The organism is Segatella salivae F0493, from assembly GCF_000477535.1.
Taxonomy (GTDB): Bacteria; Bacteroidota; Bacteroidia; order Bacteroidales; family Bacteroidaceae; genus Prevotella; species Prevotella salivae.
In genome coordinates this window covers 76,402-92,756 of sequence record NZ_AWGW01000006.1, presented here as the reverse complement: position 1 = coordinate 92,756, position 16,355 = coordinate 76,402, and the positions used below count along the sequence as shown (strand labels likewise).

Sequence of the window (16,355 nt, the reverse complement as noted above, 5' to 3'; positions counted from 1 at the left end):
AAACAGAAAATGATTTGTGGCAAATCACGCTGTAAAATGAGGGAGATTGCGACATTAACAGCGTCATTTTATCGCGTAAAGTCATAGTGTTCACAAAACAATAGATTTGGAACTTACGTAAAGTTTTTGTATATTTGCAGCATCGTTGAATTGCAATCAATTGATTACAAACGTATTGAGTGTGTAAATCATATTGGGATTTGTTTAATCCAATATGGCGAGTTACGAACGAAAAAACGGATTTGTGGACAATAAAAGATTTCTATTTATACTGATAAATCTGCTCTTATCGCTGTCACTATGTGCTCAACAACAGAGAGGAAAGGCCTCTTATTATTCAAAAAGAGCTACTGGAGCCAGAACCGCCAGCGGCGAACGACTACACCATGACAGTTTAACGTGTGCGCATCGCACCTATCCTTTCGGCACGTTATTAAAAGTAACAAACCCTAATAACGGTAATAGCGTGGTCGTGAAAGTAACAGATCGCGGTCCGTTTGGTCATGGACGAATCATTGATTTGTCGTATGGCGCTGCCAAACAACTTGGCATTTTGTCGAATGGAGTAGCCACTGTGATGGTTGAAAAGATAGGAAAAGGCGTGCCTTATTTGGATGACGAGGCCGATGATCTACCCAGAATAGATTTTGAAGCATCATCCGTTAGATATAGTATTGTGGATGATTGGAAGAACAGACAAGGCATTGTGAACAAGACTATCAATCGCGATGCGAAGAAAATTGCCAGTCAACAGAAACCTCTTCAAACCAAAACGGCAAACAAACCGAAAGAAGACGCCACGAAAGACGAAAAGAACACTACTACGAAAAAAGACAAAGAAAATCGGTGGAACAGCGTATTTGAGAAAATAAAAGGGATGTTTTAAAAGATAAAACACCCACCCCTACCCTCCCAAAAGGAAGGAGTCATGGGCCGAGCAATATAAGATTGAGGAACCAAAGATGATGTCATTACCCACTGAGAAATAGGGATGATGTCATGAAATAAATGAGACAGAGCACTTTATTCGCTGTTATATATGCCTATCGGCACCCAACAGACGATGGAAATCATTGCAAAATCAAGTACGCTGTCAGTCGTTTCAGCACATAAACGGCCTGTCTTCTCTCCCTTCTTTCGCGAGGATTGTTGCGAGTAATGACTGCTTTTTTCTACTTCTTTGTAGGGATATTAAACTCCGTTACCTTTGAAATGGCCTTATTTCCTTGGAGAACAGAGACGCAAATCTTTGCATTTCCATCTTTCAACCGATTGTCAGCTTTGACAAGAGCAGTATAACGTATGCCCTTACGCGGCTCTATTTTCTCGATATGAATGCTTGGAGAGATTTGCAAATGGCGGTTTTTATTGGCCTCAATAACCACGGGAAGGACATCATATATGGGTTGATTACCACGATTCATGACTTCAAATATCACCTTAGAAAGCTCTCCGCGTTCTATCGTTCCGTCTTCATTTGCATCAAGAAAACGTGCATTTCGCACCTCAATATTAGGCGCATACTTCAATCTTTCAATACGATTGTCGGCATTACATGAGTCAGGAAGTCTTGTGGTTGCCGTGCGAGTAGTCACATCACTCTGGTAATCTTTGCCCGTGAAATCATAGATACGATCGTCTCCTGAGTTAGTTTCGTCGAAGCCACTATCCGTAGAAGGTGCCTCTTGATAACTGCTTTCACCTGCTTGTTGCTGGCGTTCTTTCATCTTACGGTCATAGTTTCGCTTTGCACGTTCATACTGATATTGCTCTTGATCGGCTGCGCGTCGCTGGTCAGCTGCCTGACCTATCATTGCACCTACAGCGGCTCCGCCTGCCATTCCAATGATAGTCCCGATGTCAGACCCACGTGGGCCATCGGCAATTCCACCGATAGCACTGCCCAAAATGGAACCTAAGGAGACGCCAGCATAAGCACCTGACCCCGTATAACTATCGCAACTGCTGAACAACAGCGTTGCACATGCAGCATAAATCAACACTTTTTTCATCTTCGATTCAATCTTATATGGAGACAAAGATAAGTATAAAGCAACAATGTTAAAGGATGTTTTCCCTATATATCAAGGGGGAATTCCCTAAAAAAACAAACAAGTTTTAACATGTTGCCTTATACTTAGCACTAAGGAATTAAACATTACTTCGGATGGAACAACTCAAGATACTATCCATTTTGTAACATATTCTAACCTATTATCAACTTTATCCATATTCGTTTTCAGCTTATGAATGAAAATAATAAAGCCATATTTCACATTTATCCATAGTTTTCAATAAGATACTTTACAAAGTCTGGCGAAGTAAAGTCTCTAAAACCAGCATCCGATTGATTCATCGTTGCAATCTTATCCATATCTTCTTTCGTAAGAGAGAAGTCGAAAATATCGAAGTTTTGCTGCATACGTTCTATGTGACTACTCTTTGGTATGGCCACAATACCACGCTGCGTAAGCCATCGAAGCGCTACTTGTGCTGCCGACTTACCATATTCTTGTCCAATGCTTGCAAGCAGTTCGCTCTTCACAATACCATCAACACCCTGGCCACCAAGTGGTCCCCAGGACATTGTTTTTGTGTTTGTTTCTTGTAAAATAGGCTGTATGCCGTTCTGTTGTGCCATTACATTGCATTGCAACTGATTGACCATAGGCTTTACATCGACAAAATGTGCGAAGTCAAAGAAGCGTCCTGCCTGGAAGTTTGATACTCCGATAGCCCTAACTTTGCCCTCTTTATAAGCCTTTTCCATAGCACGCCATGTTCCAAATACATCGCCATAAGCCTGATGAATGAGTAAAAGATCGACATAATCAGTATCAAGTTTACGCAGACTTTCATCTATACTTGCTGCAGCTTTCCCTTCTCCTGAATTACTAATCCATATCTTTGTAACAAGGAAAAGGTCTTCACGCGCAATACCACTCTTACGCCATGCGCGACCAACTCCTTCTTCATTGCCATAAGCTTGTGCGGTATCTATCAGACGATAGCCCACTTTTAGTGCATCACTCACACAGCGTTCACACTCTTCTGGATTAACCCTGAACACACCATATCCCAATAACGGCATCTCAACACCATTCACTAATTTAATATTTTCCATATCCTTTATTTTGTTGTTACGATTGCAAAGTTACGATATCTATATGAGATTATAGTTTCACATATTAGACTTAATTTTTCACAAAAACGCCAAAACCGCTTGTTTTATTGGCGATTTAACTATAATTTTGAGGCATGGAGCAAGTTAAGTTCATTTATATCACTGATTATTATGCTATCAATAATCAACAACTAAATGGTTATTGTGGCCATATGATATGCTTGGAAGGTGAAGGAAGCTTTGTATTTAATGAAAAGAACTTTCACTTTTGTGCCGGAGATATATTAATTCTGACACAACCACACAAGTTAAAGAACCTGGCAGGAGTTAAGGAATTAAGAGTAGAATTCTTTGCTACACAATACAACTTCTTATACAAACAATTGCCTTCTAATAGCTTTGCCATTGGAGGGAGTATCAGTTTGAATACTAATCCCATAATTCATGCAACCAAAGAAGAAGGCGAACAGTTCTTAAATGACCTTCGTGTCATCAACAAACGCATGCAGGAGAAAGATAAACACAGGTTTTATATGGAAATGATGGCAAGTCTTTGTTGCACGATGATGTATGACTTGTTTTCTTTTCATGCACATCAAAATGAACTTCTACAAAGTACAGACAGACAGAGTTACGTCATAAAGGAATTACTGAACATACTTTCTGCAGGGCAATCACGTACACAACGCAGTGTGGAATACTATGCTAAACAACTAAATATCACGCCAAAATACTTATCAAAAACCGTGAAACAAACTACAAGTTTCAGTGTAAGTACTTTCATCAACCGCTATACTATACCCATCATTAAAGATTATCTTAATAATGAAAAGCTTTCACTCAGCCAGATAGCAGACGTGATGAATTTCAATTCTCTTTCCTACTTTAGCCGCTATTGCACCAAACATCTCGGTGTTACTCCAAGTGAATATCGAAAGAGTTTACAACCATCAAAACAACCCTTTGACCTCTAAAACGTTATAATATGATGCATTTTAGAGTGCGTTTTGACGTATTTCAGTGGATAATATGCATCAAATAATCAGGTAAAATGATATGAACGATTACGGCATTTCCAACTTTTGCCTACAACATAAGTATGGAAATACAATCATTTTTAACATACACAGCAGCACAAAAACAAAGTAAGGACAAATAAAAAGCGTAGTGAAAAACTTCACTACGCTTTCATTATAGGTTTGAATATTAATCGTGAGATTACTCTGCTTTAGCCTCTTCAGCTGCTGGAGCTTCTGTAACAGGAGCCTCTGTAGCAGCTTCAGCCTTGGTAGACTTACGGCTACGGCGAGTCTTCTTAGCAGCCTTCGGAGTCTTAGCCATGTTCTCATCGAAGTCAACGAGCTCGATGAAAGCAATTTCAGCAGCATCCCCCTGACGGGTACCCAACTTGATTACACGTGTGTAACCACCTGGACGATCAGCCACCTTAGCAGCAACCGTACTGAAGAGTTCCTTGATAGCCTCTTTCTTTTGAAGATAACGGAAAACTACACGGCGTGAGTTTGTAGTGTCTTCTTTAGAGCGAGTGATCAATGGTTCTACATACTTCTTCAAGGCTTTTGCCTTTGCAAGGGTCGTAGTGATTCTTTTGTGCATGATCAATGACACTGCCATATTTGCGAGCATAGCGTCACGATGAGATGCAGTACGACCCAGATGGTTGAATTTTTTATTATGTCTCATTTTATTCTTAACGTTTAAGAGGTAGAGAGTTTGTTTTACTCTCTATCTAATTTATACTTTGAAATATCGGTTCCAAACGACAGATTCAGACTTTCGAGCAAATCATCAAGCTCTGAAAGCGATTTCTTACCAAAGTTGCGGAACTTCAAAAGGTCAGTCTTATTGTACTGAACGAGATCACCAAGTGTCTCAACATCAGCAGCCTTCAAGCAGTTAAGTGCACGAACACTGAGGTTCATATCAACTAATCTGGTCTTGAGCAACTGGCGCATATGAAGCACTTCTTCATCAAATTCTTGATTACCATCTTGATCAGGAGATTCAAGAGTAATCTTCTCATCAGAGAATAACATGAAGTGATAAATAAGAATCTTCGCTGCCTCTTTAAGCGCATCTTTCGGATGAATGGAACCATCCGTAGAAACTTCAATAACTAACTTATCGTAATCGGTCTTCTGTTCAACACGATAAGGCTCTACTGAATATTTCACATTACGGATAGGGGTGTAGATAGAATCGATTGGAATAACGTTGACATCAGTGCAAAACTCACGATTCTCATCAGCCGGAATATAACCGCGTCCTTTGTTAATGGTGAGATCAATCTGCATTGAAGCTTTGGCATCTAAATGACAAATCACCAAATCAGGGTTTAACACTTCAAATCCAGTCAGATATTTACCAATATCACCAGCTTTGAATTCAGTGGAATTCTCTACGGTGATACTAACTTTCTCGTTCTCGAATTCTTCTACTACTTGCTTGAATCTGACTTGTTTCAAATTCAAGATAATGTTGGTTACATCTTCCTTTACACCAGGAACTGAAGAAAATTCATGCTCAACACCAGCAATACGGATGGTGTTGATAGCATAACCCTCCAGTGATGAAAGAAGAATGCGGCGCAATGCATTACCAATGGTAACACCAAAGCCTGGCTCAAGAGGACGAAACTCGAACTTGCCGAACTTATCATTGGCCTCCAACATTACAACTTTATCAGGTTTTTGAAATGCTAATATCGCCATTAATTCAATGATTTATTTAGAGTACAACTCAACGATTAACTGTTCCTTAATATTCTCAGGGATGTCGGCACGCTCTGGCTTATGCAAGAACTTACCACACTTTGCATTATCGTCCCACTCAATCCAAGGGTATTTACTGTGATTGAAACCTGCAAGTGCAGCTTCGATAACCTCGAGAGACTTTGATTTCTCACGAACAGCAACAACCATTCCTGGCTTAACAGCAAAAGATGGGATGTTTACAACTTTACCGTCTACAGTAATATGCTTATGACCTACAAGCTGACGAGCAGCAGCACGCGTAGGAGCAATACCAAGACGATATACTACATTGTCAAGACGACATTCGAGATTCTGAAGTAGAACCTCACCAGTAATACCATCAGCCTTAGCTGCTTTCTCAAACATATTACGGAACTGACGCTCAAGTACACCATATGTATACTTAGCTTTCTGCTTCTCTGCCAACATGACTCCGTACTCAGACATCTTTCTGCGACGGTTATTGCCATGCTGTCCAGGAGGGAAGTTTCTCTTGGACAAAACTTTGTCGGCGCCGAAGATGGGCTCACCAAATCGACGTGCAATTTTAGATTTCGGACCTATATATCTTGCCATAATATAAAAATATGTGCTAAATTTATTATTGTATCAATGATTATACCTTGCGACGCTTTGGTGGACGGCAGCCATTATGTGGCAATGGAGTTACATCAACAATCTCTGTAACTTGAATACCAGCTGCGTTCACGGCACGAATAGCAGACTCACGACCATTACCTGGACCTTTTACGTAAGCCTTAACTTTGCGCAGACCAAGGTCAAACGCAACTTTCGCACAATCTTCACCTGCCATCTGAGCTGCATACGGAGTATTCTTCTTTGAACCACGGAAACCCATCTTACCAGCAGAAGACCAAGAAATAACTTGTCCCTCGCTATTAGCTAATGATACAATGATATTATTGAATGAACTATGAACGTGAAGCTGACCGATTGCGTCTACTCTTACGTTTCTCTTCTTAGATGTTGCTTTTGTCTTTGCCATAATTAATTTACATTAAAATTACTTAGTAGCCTTCTTCTTATTAGCAACAGTCTTCTTTCTACCCTTACGAGTACGAGCATTGTTCTTAGTGCTCTGACCACGAACCGGAAGACCATTACGATGTCTAACTCCACGATAACAACCAATATCCATCAGTCGCTTGATGTTCATTTGGATCTCAGAACGGAGATCACCTTCTACTTTAAACTCAGCGCCGATAATTTCACGGATCTTGGCTGCTTGGTCATCAGTCCATTCACTGACCTTCAAGTCACGGTTCACACCAGCCTTATCCAATATCTTTGCTGAACTACTTCGACCTATACCATAGATATAAGTCAATGCGATTTCGCCACGCTTGTTCTGGGGCAAATCTACTCCAACAATTCTTATTGCCATTATTTAATTGATAAAAAATTAATAATTTAAATCTGTTTTCTCGTCAAAGAACGTGTAAAATTAGAAATAAAAATTGATTTATTTAACCTTTTACGATACTTTAACACTAACCCTGACGCAATTTGAACTTAGGGTTTTTCTTGTTAATAACGAACAAACGACCTTTGCGACGAACAATCTTACAGTCGGGTGTACGCTTCTTCAATGATGCTCTTGTTTTCATATCAGTTTATATATGAGTAATTATTTGTATCTGAAAACGATTCTGCCTTTTGTCAGATCATAAGGACTCATCTCAACCTTTACCTTGTCACCAGGAAGTATTTTGATATAATGCATACGCATTTTACCAGAGATGTGCGCAATAATCTGAACCCCATTCTCAAGTTCTACACGGAACATCGCATTAGACAGACTCTCTACAATTGTTCCATCCTGCTCAATAGCGGATTGTTTTGCCATAAAATATTCTTCTAACTTAATGATTTTCTATTTCTTCAAACGTTGATAAGATTTCTGCTTTACCTTTCCGAATAGCAATAGTATGCTCAAAATGTGCTGCAGGTTTACGATCACATGTAACAATACTCCACTTATCTGGTAACATTCCTATGTGATAATCATCCATTGTAATCATTGGTTCGATTGCAATACACATTCCAGCTTTAAGCATAACCCCATTACCATGACGCCCATAATTAGGAATCTTAGGCTCTTCATGCATTTCCTTACCTATTCCGTGACCTGTAAGTTCTCTAACTATACCATAACCAAAGCTCTCACAATAATCTTGGATAGTAGCCCCAATATCTCCTACATGTTTCCCAGCAACGGCCTGTTCAATTCCTCTAAACAAGGAATCCTTTGTGACATCCAGTAATTTTCTCACTTCAGGTGAGACTTCTCCCACAGCAAAAGTATAACAGGAATCTCCATTATATCCATCAAGAAGAGCTCCACAATCTATAGATATGATATCTCCTTCTTTCAGAACAACGTCGGCATTTGGAATCCCATGCACTACAACATCGTTTACAGAAGTACATATTGAAGCAGGGAAAGGCTCCCCATAAGGATTAGGGAAATCCTTAAAAGTTGGTATTGCACCATGATCTCTAATGAATTCCTCTGCTATCTTATCCAGCTGTAAGGTTGTTATACCAGGCTGAACATGTCGACCTAACTCTGCAAGAGTAGAACCAACAAGTTGGTTTGCCTTACGCATTAGGTCGATTTCATCTTCCGTCTTCAGAAATATTTTCATTGGACTTAATCTGATTAATAAACTGAGACACCACTATTACGTGTGTGTCCAGAGTTCAGAAGTCCATCATAATGACGCATCATCAAGTGACTCTCAATCTGTTGTAATGTATCAATAACAACTCCAACAAGAATCAACAACGAAGTACCACCAAAGAATTGTGAGAATCCTTGTTGTACATTCAGAAGTCCTGCGAGAGCCGGCATTATAGCAATAAACGCAATAAACAACGATCCTGGGAAAGTAATACGAGACATAATGGTGTCAATATACTCAGCAGTATCTTTTCCAGGTCTTACTCCTGGAATAAAGCCGTTATTACGTTTCATGTCTTCAGCCATCTGAGTTGCATTCAGTGTTATTGCTGTATAGAAATATGTAAACGCTATAATTAGTATTACATAGATTACATTATACAACACACTGCGATTGTCCATTAAAGATCGAACAACCCATGATGCATTCTCACTCTGGTATTGAACTATAACCAGTGGAATAAACATCAATGCCTGAGCAAAGATGATTGGCATTACATTAGCGGCAAACAGTTTCAGTGGAATGTATTGACGAGCGCCACCATATTGCTTATTACCAACAATACGCTTAGCATATTGTACAGGCACCTTACGAGTTCCCTGAACCAACAGAATTGAGGCACAAACTACTGCATATAAGATGAGCAACTCAACAATAAACATAACTATACCTCCACCAGAGATAGCAGTGAATCGTGAAGTTACCTCCTGTACGAATGCCTGTGGGAGTCGAGCTATGATACCAATCATAATGATTAATGAGATACCATTCCCTACACCTTTATCCGTAATGCGCTCACCAAGCCACAAAATAAACATACTTCCCGCTGCGAGGATAACTGTTGCAGAAACTATAAAAGCAGTCCAAGAGACACCGCTGGCCAAAGCCTGGCCAGCTTGTGTCTTTAGATTCATGAGGTATGCGGGTCCCTGAAAAACCAGAATGGCAATTGTCAGTAGACGAGTATACCAGTTTATCTTCTTTCTGCCGCTTTCACCTTCACGCTGCATCTTTTGGAAATAAGGTACAGCTACAGCAAGGAGCTGCATAACGATAGAAGCTGAGATGTAAGGCATAATTCCAAGTGCAAAGATAGATGCATTGGAAAATGCTCCACCAGAGAACATGTCCAAAAGTGACATTAAGCCACCTGCGGTTTGCGACTGAAGTGATTCCAACTTAGCCGGATTAATACCAGGAAGTACGACAAATGATCCAAAACGATATATTGCCGTGAAGAGTATTGTTATCAAAAGTCGCTGACGCAAGTCCTCAACTTTCCAACAGTTCTTTAGTGTCTCAATAAACTTTTTCATTTACTTAGATTATAGTTGCGTTACCACCTACTGCCTTTATAGCTTCTTCGGCAGTCTTAGAGAATGCATTTGCTTCAACATCTATTTTTGCTTTCAACTCACCATTGCCAAGAATCTTCACAAGCTTTTTACCATTAGTAAGACCTGCTTCTTGAAGTTCTGCAATACCAATCTTTGTGAGATTCTTTGCCTCTGCAAGAGATTGGAGTGTTGAAAGGTTTACAGCGAAGTACTCTTTATGGTTGATATTCTTAAAACCAGCCTTCGGTACACGACGCTGAAGTGGCATCTGACCACCTTCAAAACCAATCTTTTTCTTGTAACCAGAGCGAGCTTTAGCACCCTTATGTCCACGAGTAGATGTACCACCTAAACCGGAACCAGGACCACGACCAATACGACGACGTGTATGTGTTGAGCCTTCTGCTGGTGTCAAATTATTTAATTTCATAATTGATTCAATATTAAAAGATTAATTATTCAACTACGCTTACCAGATGATGAACCTTACGGATCATACCGCGGATACTAGGAGTGTCTTCTACTTCAATAACTTGAGAGATCTTATGAAGGCCCAAAGCATGAAGCGTGCGCTTCTGATCAACTGGATAACCGATTTTACTCTTAATCTGTTTGATTTTAATTGTTGCCATTATTTTCTCCTATTAACCGTTAAAAACTCTATCCATACTGATACCACGTTCACCAGCTATCGTATAGGCATCACGCATTTGAGCTAATGCTGCAATTGTCGCCTTTACAAGGTTGTGAGGATTTGAAGACCCCTTTGACTTTGCAATCACGTCAGAAACACCAGCACTTTCAAGCACTGCACGCATAGCACCACCGGCCTTTAGACCTGTACCAGCTGCTGCTGGCTTGAGTAGTACTTGAGCACCACCAAAAGAAACTTCAATCTCATGAGGTACAGTTCCTTTTAATACAGGAACTTTCACGAGATTCTTTTTTGCAGACTCAACACCCTTAGAGATTGCTGTTGTCACTTCACCAGCCTTACCAAGGCCCCAGCCGACAACACCTTTGCCATCACCTACAACGACGATAGCAGCGAATGTGAATGTACGACCACCCTTTGTAACCTTGGTTACACGGTTGATAGCAACCAGACGATCTTTCAGTTCTACGTCACTATTTACTTTAACTTTATTCATTGCCATAATCGTTTAGAATTTAAGTCCACCTTCACGAGCTGCATCTGCGAGAGCCTGTACACGGCCATGATACAAGTAACCGTTACGGTCGAACACTACTGACTCTATGCCGGCAGCCTTTGCTTTTTCTGCAACAAGTGCACCAACTTTCTTTGCCTGTTCTATCTTTGCCAACTTTTCAAGGCCTAATGAACTTGCAGAAGCAAGCGTCTTGCCAGTCAAATCATTAATAACCTGAGCGTAAATCTGCTTATTAGAGCGGAAAACACTTAGACGTGGACGCTCAGCTGTTCCGTTAACACTCTTACGAATGCGGAACTTTATCTTAATTCGTCTTTCTACTTTCTTTGTTGTCATAATCGTAAAATCAATTAAAATTACTTAGCTGCAGCGGTCTTACCAGACTTTCTACGAATAACTTCACCCTTGAACAGGATACCTTTACCCTTATAAGGCTCAGGTTTACGGAAAGAACGAATTTTTGCACAGATGAGACCAAGCAACTGCTTGTCACATGACTCGAGTGTAAGAATTGGGTTCTGGTTTCTTTCTGATTTAGACTCAACCTTGATTTCTTTTGGAAGTTCCATGAAAATAGGGTGAGTATAACCCAAAGAGAATTCAATGAGATTACCTTGATTAGAAACACGATAACCTACACCTACAAGTTCAAGTACTTTCTGATAGCCTTCGCTTACACCAACAACCATGTTGTTAACAAGTGAACGATAGAGACCATGGAAAGATTGTTTCTGCTTAATATCTACAGGGCTATTCTCATCTACACTGAAAGTGATATGACCATCAGCTATTTCCATCTTAATAGAAGGATCTACATACTGAGAGAGTTCGCCTTTAGGACCTTTAACTGTAACTACATTTGTCTTCTCATCGAAGTTTACTGTAACTCCTGCTGGAATACTAATTGGCAATTTACCTATTCTTGACATATTAAAATCCTCCAATTAATAAATGTAGCAAAGAACTTCACCACCGATCTTTAAATCGGAAGCTTCCTTGTCTGTCATTACACCTTGAGATGTAGATAAGATAGCAATACCTAATCCGTTAATTACTCTCGGCATGTCTTTATAACCGGTATACTTACGCAAACCTGGTGTAGACACACGCTTCAAACTCTTGATAGCGCTCTGCTTTGTTGATGGATCGTACTTCAGTGCGACCTTAATTGAACCCTGAGGACCATCTTCAATGAACTTGTAGTTCAAGATGTATCCCTTCTCGAAGAGGATCTTGGTGATCTCTTTCTTCAAGTTAGACGCAGGAACTTCAACTACACGGTGATGAGCCATGATTGCGTTTCTGAGTCTTGTCAGATAATCTGCTATTGGATCTGTCATAAAATATAAATGTTTAATTAATCGGGACAACCCCGACAATATTAAAAAAATCCGTTTAAGAACGATTAGAAGTAAAGTGACTGATGTTCTTTTGTAAAGTAAGCCGAGTAGATTGACTTTCCGATTCCAAAGAAATCATCGTATAAAAGCTATCAAATTGTAGCACAATATGACGCTTATTACCAAATGAAATATTAGGAATTATAAAGCTGATCAAAAGGAGCTTAATTACAGATGCTTAAACATCATTCACTTTGCTATTCCAAATTACCAGCTTGCTTTCTTCACACCAGGAATCAAACCAGCTGATGCCATCTCACGGAACTGAATACGAGACAAACCGAACTGGCGAATATAACCTTTAGGACGGCCCGTAATCTTGCAACGGTTGTGTAGACGGATAGGATTAGCATTCTTGGGGATAGCCTGAAGTTTACGTGCAGCTTCATAAGCTTCAGCAACATCTTCAGACGTAGCGATAATCTTTTTCAGAGCTGCGCGCTTTTCAGCGTAACGAGCAACAAGCTTTGCACGCTTAACCTCGCGAGCTTTCATTGATTCTTTTGCCATATTCCTTAATCGTTTTTAGCGTTCTTGAATGGAAGTCCGAATGCCTTGAGAAGAGCAAAACCTTCTTCATCAGTTGCTGCTGAAGTAACGAAAGTGATGTTCATACCCTGGATACGGTCTATCTCATCGATATTAATCTCTGGGAAGATAATCTGTTCGGTAATACCTAAAGTGTAGTTACCGCGACCATCAAACTTTGTTGTGATACCCTTGAAGTCACGAATACGTGGAAGAGAAACACGGATAAGTCTTTCTAAGAACTCATACATGCGCTGACCACGAAGTGTTACCATGACGCCGATTGGCATCTTCTTACGCAGTTTGAAGTTTGCAATATCCTTCTTAGAATAGGTTGCAACAGCCTTCTGACCAGTGATAGCGGTAATCTCATTAACTGCAACATCGACAATCTTCTTGTCTTGTGTTGCATCGCCGAGACCCTGATTAATCACAATCTTCTTCAAAACAGGAACCTGCATTGCTGAAGAATAGTTGAACTGCTTCTGAAGTTCAGGAGCTATAGTCTCCTTATATACTTTCTTTAACTGTGCTGTATCCATTATTTAATTTCCTCCCCTGACTTTTTAGCGATACGAATCACATTCTTGCCTTCATGCTTGATGGCAACTCGAGTAGCTTTACCACTCTTGGGATCGATCAGACTCAGATTTGATACATGAATAGGAGCCTCCATCTTTACAATGCCCCCCTGAGGATTCTTTGCTGAAGGCTTAGTGCTCTTTGATACAAGGTTACGTCCCTCTACGATAGCACAATTCTTGCTAACTAACACCTTGAGCACTTTACCTGTTTTGCCCTTGTCTCTTCCGGCAAGAACAACAACCTTATCGTCTTTTCTTATATGTAACTTACTCATTACTTACTTGTTTTATGATTAATTAAAGAACCTCAGGTGCTAAAGAAACGACCTTCATATTCACCGCACGGAGTTCACGAGCAACTGGACCAAAGATACGGCTACCACGAAGTTCTCCTGCATTGTTAAGCAATACACAAGCGTTATCGTCGAAACGGATATAAGAACCATCTGCACGACGGATTTCCTTCTTTGTGCGAACGATCAAAGCTTTTGATACTGCACCCTTTTTCAAATCACTTGATGGGATGACGTTCTGGACAGCTACCACAATAACGTCACCTACGCTGGCATAACGACGGCCGGTACCACCGAGGACACGGATACATTTTGCTTCACGTGCGCCGCTGTTATCACATACTGTAAGTCTTGATTCTGCCTGTATCATAATTACTTAGCTTTTTCTACAATTTGTACTAATCTCCATCTCTTAGTCTTTGACAGAGGACGAGTTTCCATAATCTGAACTGTATCGCCTACATTTGCCTCATTCTTCTCGTCATGAGCGTGGTATTTCTTTGTCTTTTGAACAAACTTACCATAAATAGGGTGCTTCTCTTTGAACTTAGAGGCTATAACAATGGTTTTATCCATCTTGTTGCTGACAACAACACCCTGTCTTACTTTTCTTAAATTTCTTGTTTCCATCTGGACCATTATTATTTATTAAGTTCTCTCTGACGAAGTTCTGTTTCGATACGTGCAACATTACGACGAGCTGCCTTAATCTGTGATGGATTTTCAAGAGGAGCAACTGAATGGTTCAGCTTCAATTGATTAAGCTGTGCCTTTTCACTCTCCAACTTCTCTGCCAATGCCTTGACATCGAGTTCTTTTAATTCTTTCATCTTCATAGCTTAAGCGTTTTTATCGAAATCACGTCTAACAACAAACTTAGTCTTTACAGGAAGCTTCTGTGCTGCAAGGCGCAAAGCCTCTTTGGCAATATCAAATGAAACTCCCTCTACTTCAAAGAGGATACGTCCCGGAGTTACCGGTGCAACCCAACCTGCAGGATCACCTTTACCTTTACCCATGCGGACATCAGCAGGTTTACGAGTGATTGGTTTATCAGGGAAAATGCGAATCCAAACCTGGCCTTGACGATTCATGTAGCGGTTTACGGCTACACGAGCAGCCTCTATCTGTCGGCTATTAATCCACTTTGGCTCAAGCGTCTTGATGCCGAAAGAACCAAAAGCCAGCTGTGTACCTCTGTGAGCATTGCCTTTATTACCACGCCCATCTTGAGGTCTTCTATATTTTACTCTTTTTGGCTGTAACATGATAGCTTTTTCTTTTAACGGTTATTGTTTCTCTTTCGACTACCGCGGCCATTACGGCTATTAGAACGGCCACCAACTTGTTTCTCCTGAGTAAAGTTAGGGGTCAATTCACGCTTCCCGTAAACTTCACCTCGACAAATCCATACTTTTATACCCAAAAGACCAACCTTTGTTAAGGCCTCAGTAGCACAGTAATCAATGTCTGCACGGAATGTATGCAAAGGAGTGCGACCTTCCTTAAACATTTCCTTACGTGCCATTTCAGCACCATTCAGACGACCTGTAATTTGAACTTTAATACCCTCAGCACCTGCACGCATCGTATTCTGAACAGCCATCTTAATGGCACGACGATATGAAATTTTGCCTTCCACTTGGCGAGCGATGTTGTTAGCAACGATATTTGCATCTAGTTCGGGCTTCTTAACCTCAAATATATTAATTTGGATGTCTTTTTTATAGAGTTTCTTTAATTCCTCTTTCAATTTATCAACATCCTGACCACCTTTACCAATGACGATACCTGGACGGGCTGTGCAAATAGTGATGGTAACGAGTTTCAATGTACGTTCTATTACAATACGCGATACACTTGCCTTCGCCAAACGCTCATTGAGATACTTACGAATCTTACGATCCTCAACAAGGTTATCACCAAAATTCTTGCCACCAAACCAGTTTGAATCCCAACCACGGATTATACCAAGTCGGTTGCTTATCGGATTAACTTTTTGTCCCATTCTATTCTTTATTTTTCGTCGTTAGTTTTGGCATCAACAAACAAAGTTACATGATTAGAACGTTTGCGAATCCTGTAACCACGTCCCTGTGGCGCAGGTCTCATACGTTTCATTGTAACACCTTCATCTACAAAGACTTTGCTGATATACAATTCACCATCTTCAGCTTTGCGGCCATTCTTTGTTTCCCAGTTAGCAATTGCTGAGCGAAGTAATTTTTCAACGTCCAAAGCAGCTTGCTTCTTAGAGAACTTGAGTACTCCGAGAGCACGCCCTACTTCAAGACCACGAACCATATCTACGACATAGCGCATCTTACGTGGAGAAGAAGGAACCCCCTTGAGCTTTGCGAAGTACAGATTTTTGCGAGCTTCTTTATTTTTTTCAGCTGCGATATGTTTTCTTGCTCCCATTATTATTCTTTTTTATT

General features: G+C 40.4%; 28 protein-coding genes. 2 read left to right on the top strand and 26 right to left on the bottom strand.

The genetic code is table 11. The annotated features are described in order from the left end of the window. The first annotated feature begins 244 nt into the window (after nucleotides 1-244). On the top strand, nucleotides 245-886 hold the full coding sequence (locus tag HMPREF9145_RS01295) for a septal ring lytic transglycosylase RlpA family protein (protein ID WP_036906267.1): 642 nt from the start codon (nucleotides 245-247) through the stop codon (nucleotides 884-886). Nucleotides 887-1,172: 286 nt separating this feature from the next. Here HMPREF9145_RS01295 and HMPREF9145_RS01290 read toward each other — a convergent pair whose 3' ends face one another. Both HMPREF9145_RS01290 and HMPREF9145_RS01285 read right to left on the bottom strand, forming a co-directional pair. Continuing rightward, a complete protein-coding gene (locus HMPREF9145_RS01290; RefSeq protein ID WP_021824773.1) occupies nucleotides 1,173-2,012 on the bottom strand; it encodes a glycine zipper in 840 nt (279 codons plus the stop codon). Nucleotides 2,013-2,278: 266 nt separating this feature from the next. After that, nucleotides 2,279-3,124 (bottom strand): aldo/keto reductase, encoded by an 846-nt coding sequence (locus HMPREF9145_RS01285; protein ID WP_021824702.1) that lies wholly within the window; start codon nucleotides 3,122-3,124, stop codon nucleotides 2,279-2,281. Nucleotides 3,125-3,258: 134 nt separating this feature from the next. On the opposite strand from HMPREF9145_RS01285, the gene HMPREF9145_RS01280 reads away from it, so the two are divergent. Then, nucleotides 3,259-4,098: an AraC family transcriptional regulator gene (locus HMPREF9145_RS01280; protein WP_021824608.1), complete on the top strand. Its 840-nt coding sequence runs from the start codon at nucleotides 3,259-3,261 to the stop codon at nucleotides 4,096-4,098. A 244-nt stretch (nucleotides 4,099-4,342) separates the two neighbouring features. Here the strand turns inward: HMPREF9145_RS01280 and rplQ are convergent, their stop codons facing one another. The 24 genes from rplQ to rplV all read right to left on the bottom strand — a co-directional run bounded on the left by rplQ (nucleotide 4,343) and on the right by rplV (nucleotide 16,338). Next, nucleotides 4,343-4,828 (bottom strand): 50S ribosomal protein L17, encoded by a 486-nt coding sequence (gene rplQ, locus HMPREF9145_RS01275; RefSeq protein ID WP_021824714.1) that lies wholly within the window; start codon nucleotides 4,826-4,828, stop codon nucleotides 4,343-4,345. Nucleotides 4,829-4,863: 35 nt separating this feature from the next. Continuing rightward, the gene (locus HMPREF9145_RS01270) at nucleotides 4,864-5,856 is read right to left on the bottom strand and encodes a DNA-directed RNA polymerase subunit alpha (RefSeq protein ID WP_007134538.1); all 993 of its coding nucleotides are present in this window, start codon (nucleotides 5,854-5,856) and stop codon (nucleotides 4,864-4,866) included. 12 nt (nucleotides 5,857-5,868) lie between these two features. Continuing rightward, a complete protein-coding gene (gene rpsD / locus HMPREF9145_RS01265) occupies nucleotides 5,869-6,474 on the bottom strand; it encodes a 30S ribosomal protein S4 (RefSeq protein ID WP_007134539.1) in 606 nt (201 codons plus the stop codon). 40 nt (nucleotides 6,475-6,514) lie between these two features. Further along, nucleotides 6,515-6,904: a 30S ribosomal protein S11 gene (gene rpsK, locus HMPREF9145_RS01260; protein ID WP_007134540.1), complete on the bottom strand. Its 390-nt coding sequence runs from the start codon at nucleotides 6,902-6,904 to the stop codon at nucleotides 6,515-6,517. Nucleotides 6,905-6,922: 18 nt separating this feature from the next. Then, nucleotides 6,923-7,303, bottom strand: coding sequence for a 30S ribosomal protein S13 (gene rpsM, locus HMPREF9145_RS01255; RefSeq protein ID WP_004350207.1), 381 nt, complete (start codon nucleotides 7,301-7,303; stop codon nucleotides 6,923-6,925). A gap of 106 nt (nucleotides 7,304-7,409) precedes the next feature. Further along, entirely contained in the window at nucleotides 7,410-7,526 is a 117-nt protein-coding gene (ykgO, locus tag HMPREF9145_RS01250) for a type B 50S ribosomal protein L36 (RefSeq protein WP_004350205.1), read from the bottom strand. Between the two features lie 20 nt (nucleotides 7,527-7,546). Next, nucleotides 7,547-7,765, bottom strand: coding sequence for a translation initiation factor IF-1 (gene infA / locus HMPREF9145_RS01245; protein ID WP_004341775.1), 219 nt, complete (start codon nucleotides 7,763-7,765; stop codon nucleotides 7,547-7,549). Between the two features lie 16 nt (nucleotides 7,766-7,781). Beyond that, nucleotides 7,782-8,567, bottom strand: a complete 786-nt coding sequence (map, locus tag HMPREF9145_RS01240; protein ID WP_021824639.1) for a type I methionyl aminopeptidase — start codon at nucleotides 8,565-8,567, stop codon at nucleotides 7,782-7,784. 14 nt (nucleotides 8,568-8,581) lie between these two features. Then, a complete protein-coding gene (gene secY / locus HMPREF9145_RS01235) occupies nucleotides 8,582-9,919 on the bottom strand; it encodes a preprotein translocase subunit SecY (RefSeq protein WP_021824536.1) in 1,338 nt (445 codons plus the stop codon). Nucleotides 9,920-9,923: 4 nt separating this feature from the next. Then, nucleotides 9,924-10,370, bottom strand: coding sequence for a 50S ribosomal protein L15 (rplO, locus tag HMPREF9145_RS01230; RefSeq protein ID WP_021824644.1), 447 nt, complete (start codon nucleotides 10,368-10,370; stop codon nucleotides 9,924-9,926). A 25-nt stretch (nucleotides 10,371-10,395) separates the two neighbouring features. Then, nucleotides 10,396-10,572, bottom strand: coding sequence for a 50S ribosomal protein L30 (gene rpmD, locus HMPREF9145_RS01225; RefSeq protein ID WP_007134544.1), 177 nt, complete (start codon nucleotides 10,570-10,572; stop codon nucleotides 10,396-10,398). Between the two features lie 12 nt (nucleotides 10,573-10,584). Next, a complete protein-coding gene (gene rpsE / locus HMPREF9145_RS01220) occupies nucleotides 10,585-11,097 on the bottom strand; it encodes a 30S ribosomal protein S5 (RefSeq protein ID WP_007134545.1) in 513 nt (170 codons plus the stop codon). Nucleotides 11,098-11,103: 6 nt separating this feature from the next. After that, nucleotides 11,104-11,448 carry a 50S ribosomal protein L18 gene (gene rplR, locus HMPREF9145_RS01215; RefSeq protein WP_021824749.1) on the bottom strand — a complete coding sequence of 115 codons (345 nt, stop codon included), beginning with the start codon at nucleotides 11,446-11,448 and terminating at the stop codon, nucleotides 11,104-11,106. A 20-nt stretch (nucleotides 11,449-11,468) separates the two neighbouring features. Continuing rightward, nucleotides 11,469-12,041, bottom strand: coding sequence for a 50S ribosomal protein L6 (rplF, locus tag HMPREF9145_RS01210; RefSeq protein WP_021824693.1), 573 nt, complete (start codon nucleotides 12,039-12,041; stop codon nucleotides 11,469-11,471). Between the two features lie 15 nt (nucleotides 12,042-12,056). After that, nucleotides 12,057-12,452, bottom strand: a complete 396-nt coding sequence (rpsH, locus tag HMPREF9145_RS01205; RefSeq protein WP_021824620.1) for a 30S ribosomal protein S8 — start codon at nucleotides 12,450-12,452, stop codon at nucleotides 12,057-12,059. Between the two features lie 267 nt (nucleotides 12,453-12,719). After that, entirely contained in the window at nucleotides 12,720-13,022 is a 303-nt protein-coding gene (gene rpsN / locus HMPREF9145_RS01200; RefSeq protein ID WP_007134549.1) for a 30S ribosomal protein S14, read from the bottom strand. Nucleotides 13,023-13,027: 5 nt separating this feature from the next. Then, entirely contained in the window at nucleotides 13,028-13,582 is a 555-nt protein-coding gene (rplE, locus tag HMPREF9145_RS01195; protein ID WP_007134550.1) for a 50S ribosomal protein L5, read from the bottom strand. Further along, nucleotides 13,582-13,899: a 50S ribosomal protein L24 gene (gene rplX / locus HMPREF9145_RS01190; protein ID WP_021824750.1), complete on the bottom strand. Its 318-nt coding sequence runs from the start codon at nucleotides 13,897-13,899 to the stop codon at nucleotides 13,582-13,584. The genes rplE and rplX overlap by 1 nt, the downstream gene beginning before the upstream one ends. Before the next feature lie 22 nt (nucleotides 13,900-13,921). Beyond that, nucleotides 13,922-14,287, bottom strand: a complete 366-nt coding sequence (rplN, locus tag HMPREF9145_RS01185; RefSeq protein ID WP_004380837.1) for a 50S ribosomal protein L14 — start codon at nucleotides 14,285-14,287, stop codon at nucleotides 13,922-13,924. 2 nt (nucleotides 14,288-14,289) lie between these two features. Next, nucleotides 14,290-14,556, bottom strand: coding sequence for a 30S ribosomal protein S17 (gene rpsQ, locus HMPREF9145_RS01180; RefSeq protein ID WP_007134552.1), 267 nt, complete (start codon nucleotides 14,554-14,556; stop codon nucleotides 14,290-14,292). 2 nt (nucleotides 14,557-14,558) lie between these two features. After that, nucleotides 14,559-14,753 (bottom strand): 50S ribosomal protein L29, encoded by a 195-nt coding sequence (gene rpmC, locus HMPREF9145_RS01175; protein ID WP_007134553.1) that lies wholly within the window; start codon nucleotides 14,751-14,753, stop codon nucleotides 14,559-14,561. Nucleotides 14,754-14,756: 3 nt separating this feature from the next. Further along, nucleotides 14,757-15,185, bottom strand: a complete 429-nt coding sequence (rplP, locus tag HMPREF9145_RS01170; protein ID WP_004371782.1) for a 50S ribosomal protein L16 — start codon at nucleotides 15,183-15,185, stop codon at nucleotides 14,757-14,759. Nucleotides 15,186-15,199: 14 nt separating this feature from the next. Beyond that, nucleotides 15,200-15,925 (bottom strand): 30S ribosomal protein S3, encoded by a 726-nt coding sequence (rpsC, locus tag HMPREF9145_RS01165; RefSeq protein WP_007134554.1) that lies wholly within the window; start codon nucleotides 15,923-15,925, stop codon nucleotides 15,200-15,202. A gap of 8 nt (nucleotides 15,926-15,933) precedes the next feature. Beyond that, nucleotides 15,934-16,338, bottom strand: a complete 405-nt coding sequence (gene rplV / locus HMPREF9145_RS01160) for a 50S ribosomal protein L22 (protein WP_007134555.1) — start codon at nucleotides 16,336-16,338, stop codon at nucleotides 15,934-15,936. Nucleotides 16,339-16,355: the final 17 nt, after the last annotated feature.

Coding starts and splice junctions, on each gene's coding strand:
- rpmC (WP_007134553.1), bottom strand. CDS start 14,753: ATGAAGATGAAAGAATTAAAAGAACTCGATGTCAAGGCATTGGCAGAG.
- rpsK (WP_007134540.1), bottom strand. CDS start 6,904: ATGGCAAAGACAAAAGCAACATCTAAGAAGAGAAACGTAAGAGTAGAC.
- rplV (WP_007134555.1), bottom strand. CDS start 16,338: ATGGGAGCAAGAAAACATATCGCAGCTGAAAAAAATAAAGAAGCTCGC.
- rplF (WP_021824693.1), bottom strand. CDS start 12,041: ATGTCAAGAATAGGTAAATTGCCAATTAGTATTCCAGCAGGAGTTACA.
- secY (WP_021824536.1), bottom strand. CDS start 9,919: ATGAAAAAGTTTATTGAGACACTAAAGAACTGTTGGAAAGTTGAGGAC.
- rpmD (WP_007134544.1), bottom strand. CDS start 10,572: ATGGCAACAATTAAAATCAAACAGATTAAGAGTAAAATCGGTTATCCA.
- rplR (WP_021824749.1), bottom strand. CDS start 11,448: ATGACAACAAAGAAAGTAGAAAGACGAATTAAGATAAAGTTCCGCATT.
- infA (WP_004341775.1), bottom strand. CDS start 7,765: ATGGCAAAACAATCCGCTATTGAGCAGGATGGAACAATTGTAGAGAGT.
- rpsM (WP_004350207.1), bottom strand. CDS start 7,303: ATGGCAATAAGAATTGTTGGAGTAGATTTGCCCCAGAACAAGCGTGGC.
- rpsC (WP_007134554.1), bottom strand. CDS start 15,925: ATGGGACAAAAAGTTAATCCGATAAGCAACCGACTTGGTATAATCCGT.
- rplO (WP_021824644.1), bottom strand. CDS start 10,370: ATGAAATTAAATAATTTGACACCAGCAGAAGGCTCAACACATACACGT.
- map (WP_021824639.1), bottom strand. CDS start 8,567: ATGAAAATATTTCTGAAGACGGAAGATGAAATCGACCTAATGCGTAAG.
- HMPREF9145_RS01290 (WP_021824773.1), bottom strand. CDS start 2,012: ATGAAAAAAGTGTTGATTTATGCTGCATGTGCAACGCTGTTGTTCAGC.
- rpsD (WP_007134539.1), bottom strand. CDS start 6,474: ATGGCAAGATATATAGGTCCGAAATCTAAAATTGCACGTCGATTTGGT.
- rplE (WP_007134550.1), bottom strand. CDS start 13,582: ATGGATACAGCACAGTTAAAGAAAGTATATAAGGAGACTATAGCTCCT.
- HMPREF9145_RS01270 (WP_007134538.1), bottom strand. CDS start 5,856: ATGGCGATATTAGCATTTCAAAAACCTGATAAAGTTGTAATGTTGGAG.
- rplQ (WP_021824714.1), bottom strand. CDS start 4,828: ATGAGACATAATAAAAAATTCAACCATCTGGGTCGTACTGCATCTCAT.
- rplX (WP_021824750.1), bottom strand. CDS start 13,899: ATGAGTAAGTTACATATAAGAAAAGACGATAAGGTTGTTGTTCTTGCC.
- ykgO (WP_004350205.1), bottom strand. CDS start 7,526: ATGAAAACAAGAGCATCATTGAAGAAGCGTACACCCGACTGTAAGATT.
- rpsN (WP_007134549.1), bottom strand. CDS start 13,022: ATGGCAAAAGAATCAATGAAAGCTCGCGAGGTTAAGCGTGCAAAGCTT.
- rpsE (WP_007134545.1), bottom strand. CDS start 11,097: ATGGCAATGAATAAAGTTAAAGTAAATAGTGACGTAGAACTGAAAGAT.
- HMPREF9145_RS01285 (WP_021824702.1), bottom strand. CDS start 3,124: ATGGAAAATATTAAATTAGTGAATGGTGTTGAGATGCCGTTATTGGGA.
- rplN (WP_004380837.1), bottom strand. CDS start 14,287: ATGATACAGGCAGAATCAAGACTTACAGTATGTGATAACAGCGGCGCA.
- rpsQ (WP_007134552.1), bottom strand. CDS start 14,556: ATGGTCCAGATGGAAACAAGAAATTTAAGAAAAGTAAGACAGGGTGTT.
- rplP (WP_004371782.1), bottom strand. CDS start 15,185: ATGTTACAGCCAAAAAGAGTAAAATATAGAAGACCTCAAGATGGGCGT.
- HMPREF9145_RS01280 (WP_021824608.1), top strand. CDS start 3,259: ATGGAGCAAGTTAAGTTCATTTATATCACTGATTATTATGCTATCAAT.
- rpsH (WP_021824620.1), bottom strand. CDS start 12,452: ATGACAGATCCAATAGCAGATTATCTGACAAGACTCAGAAACGCAATC.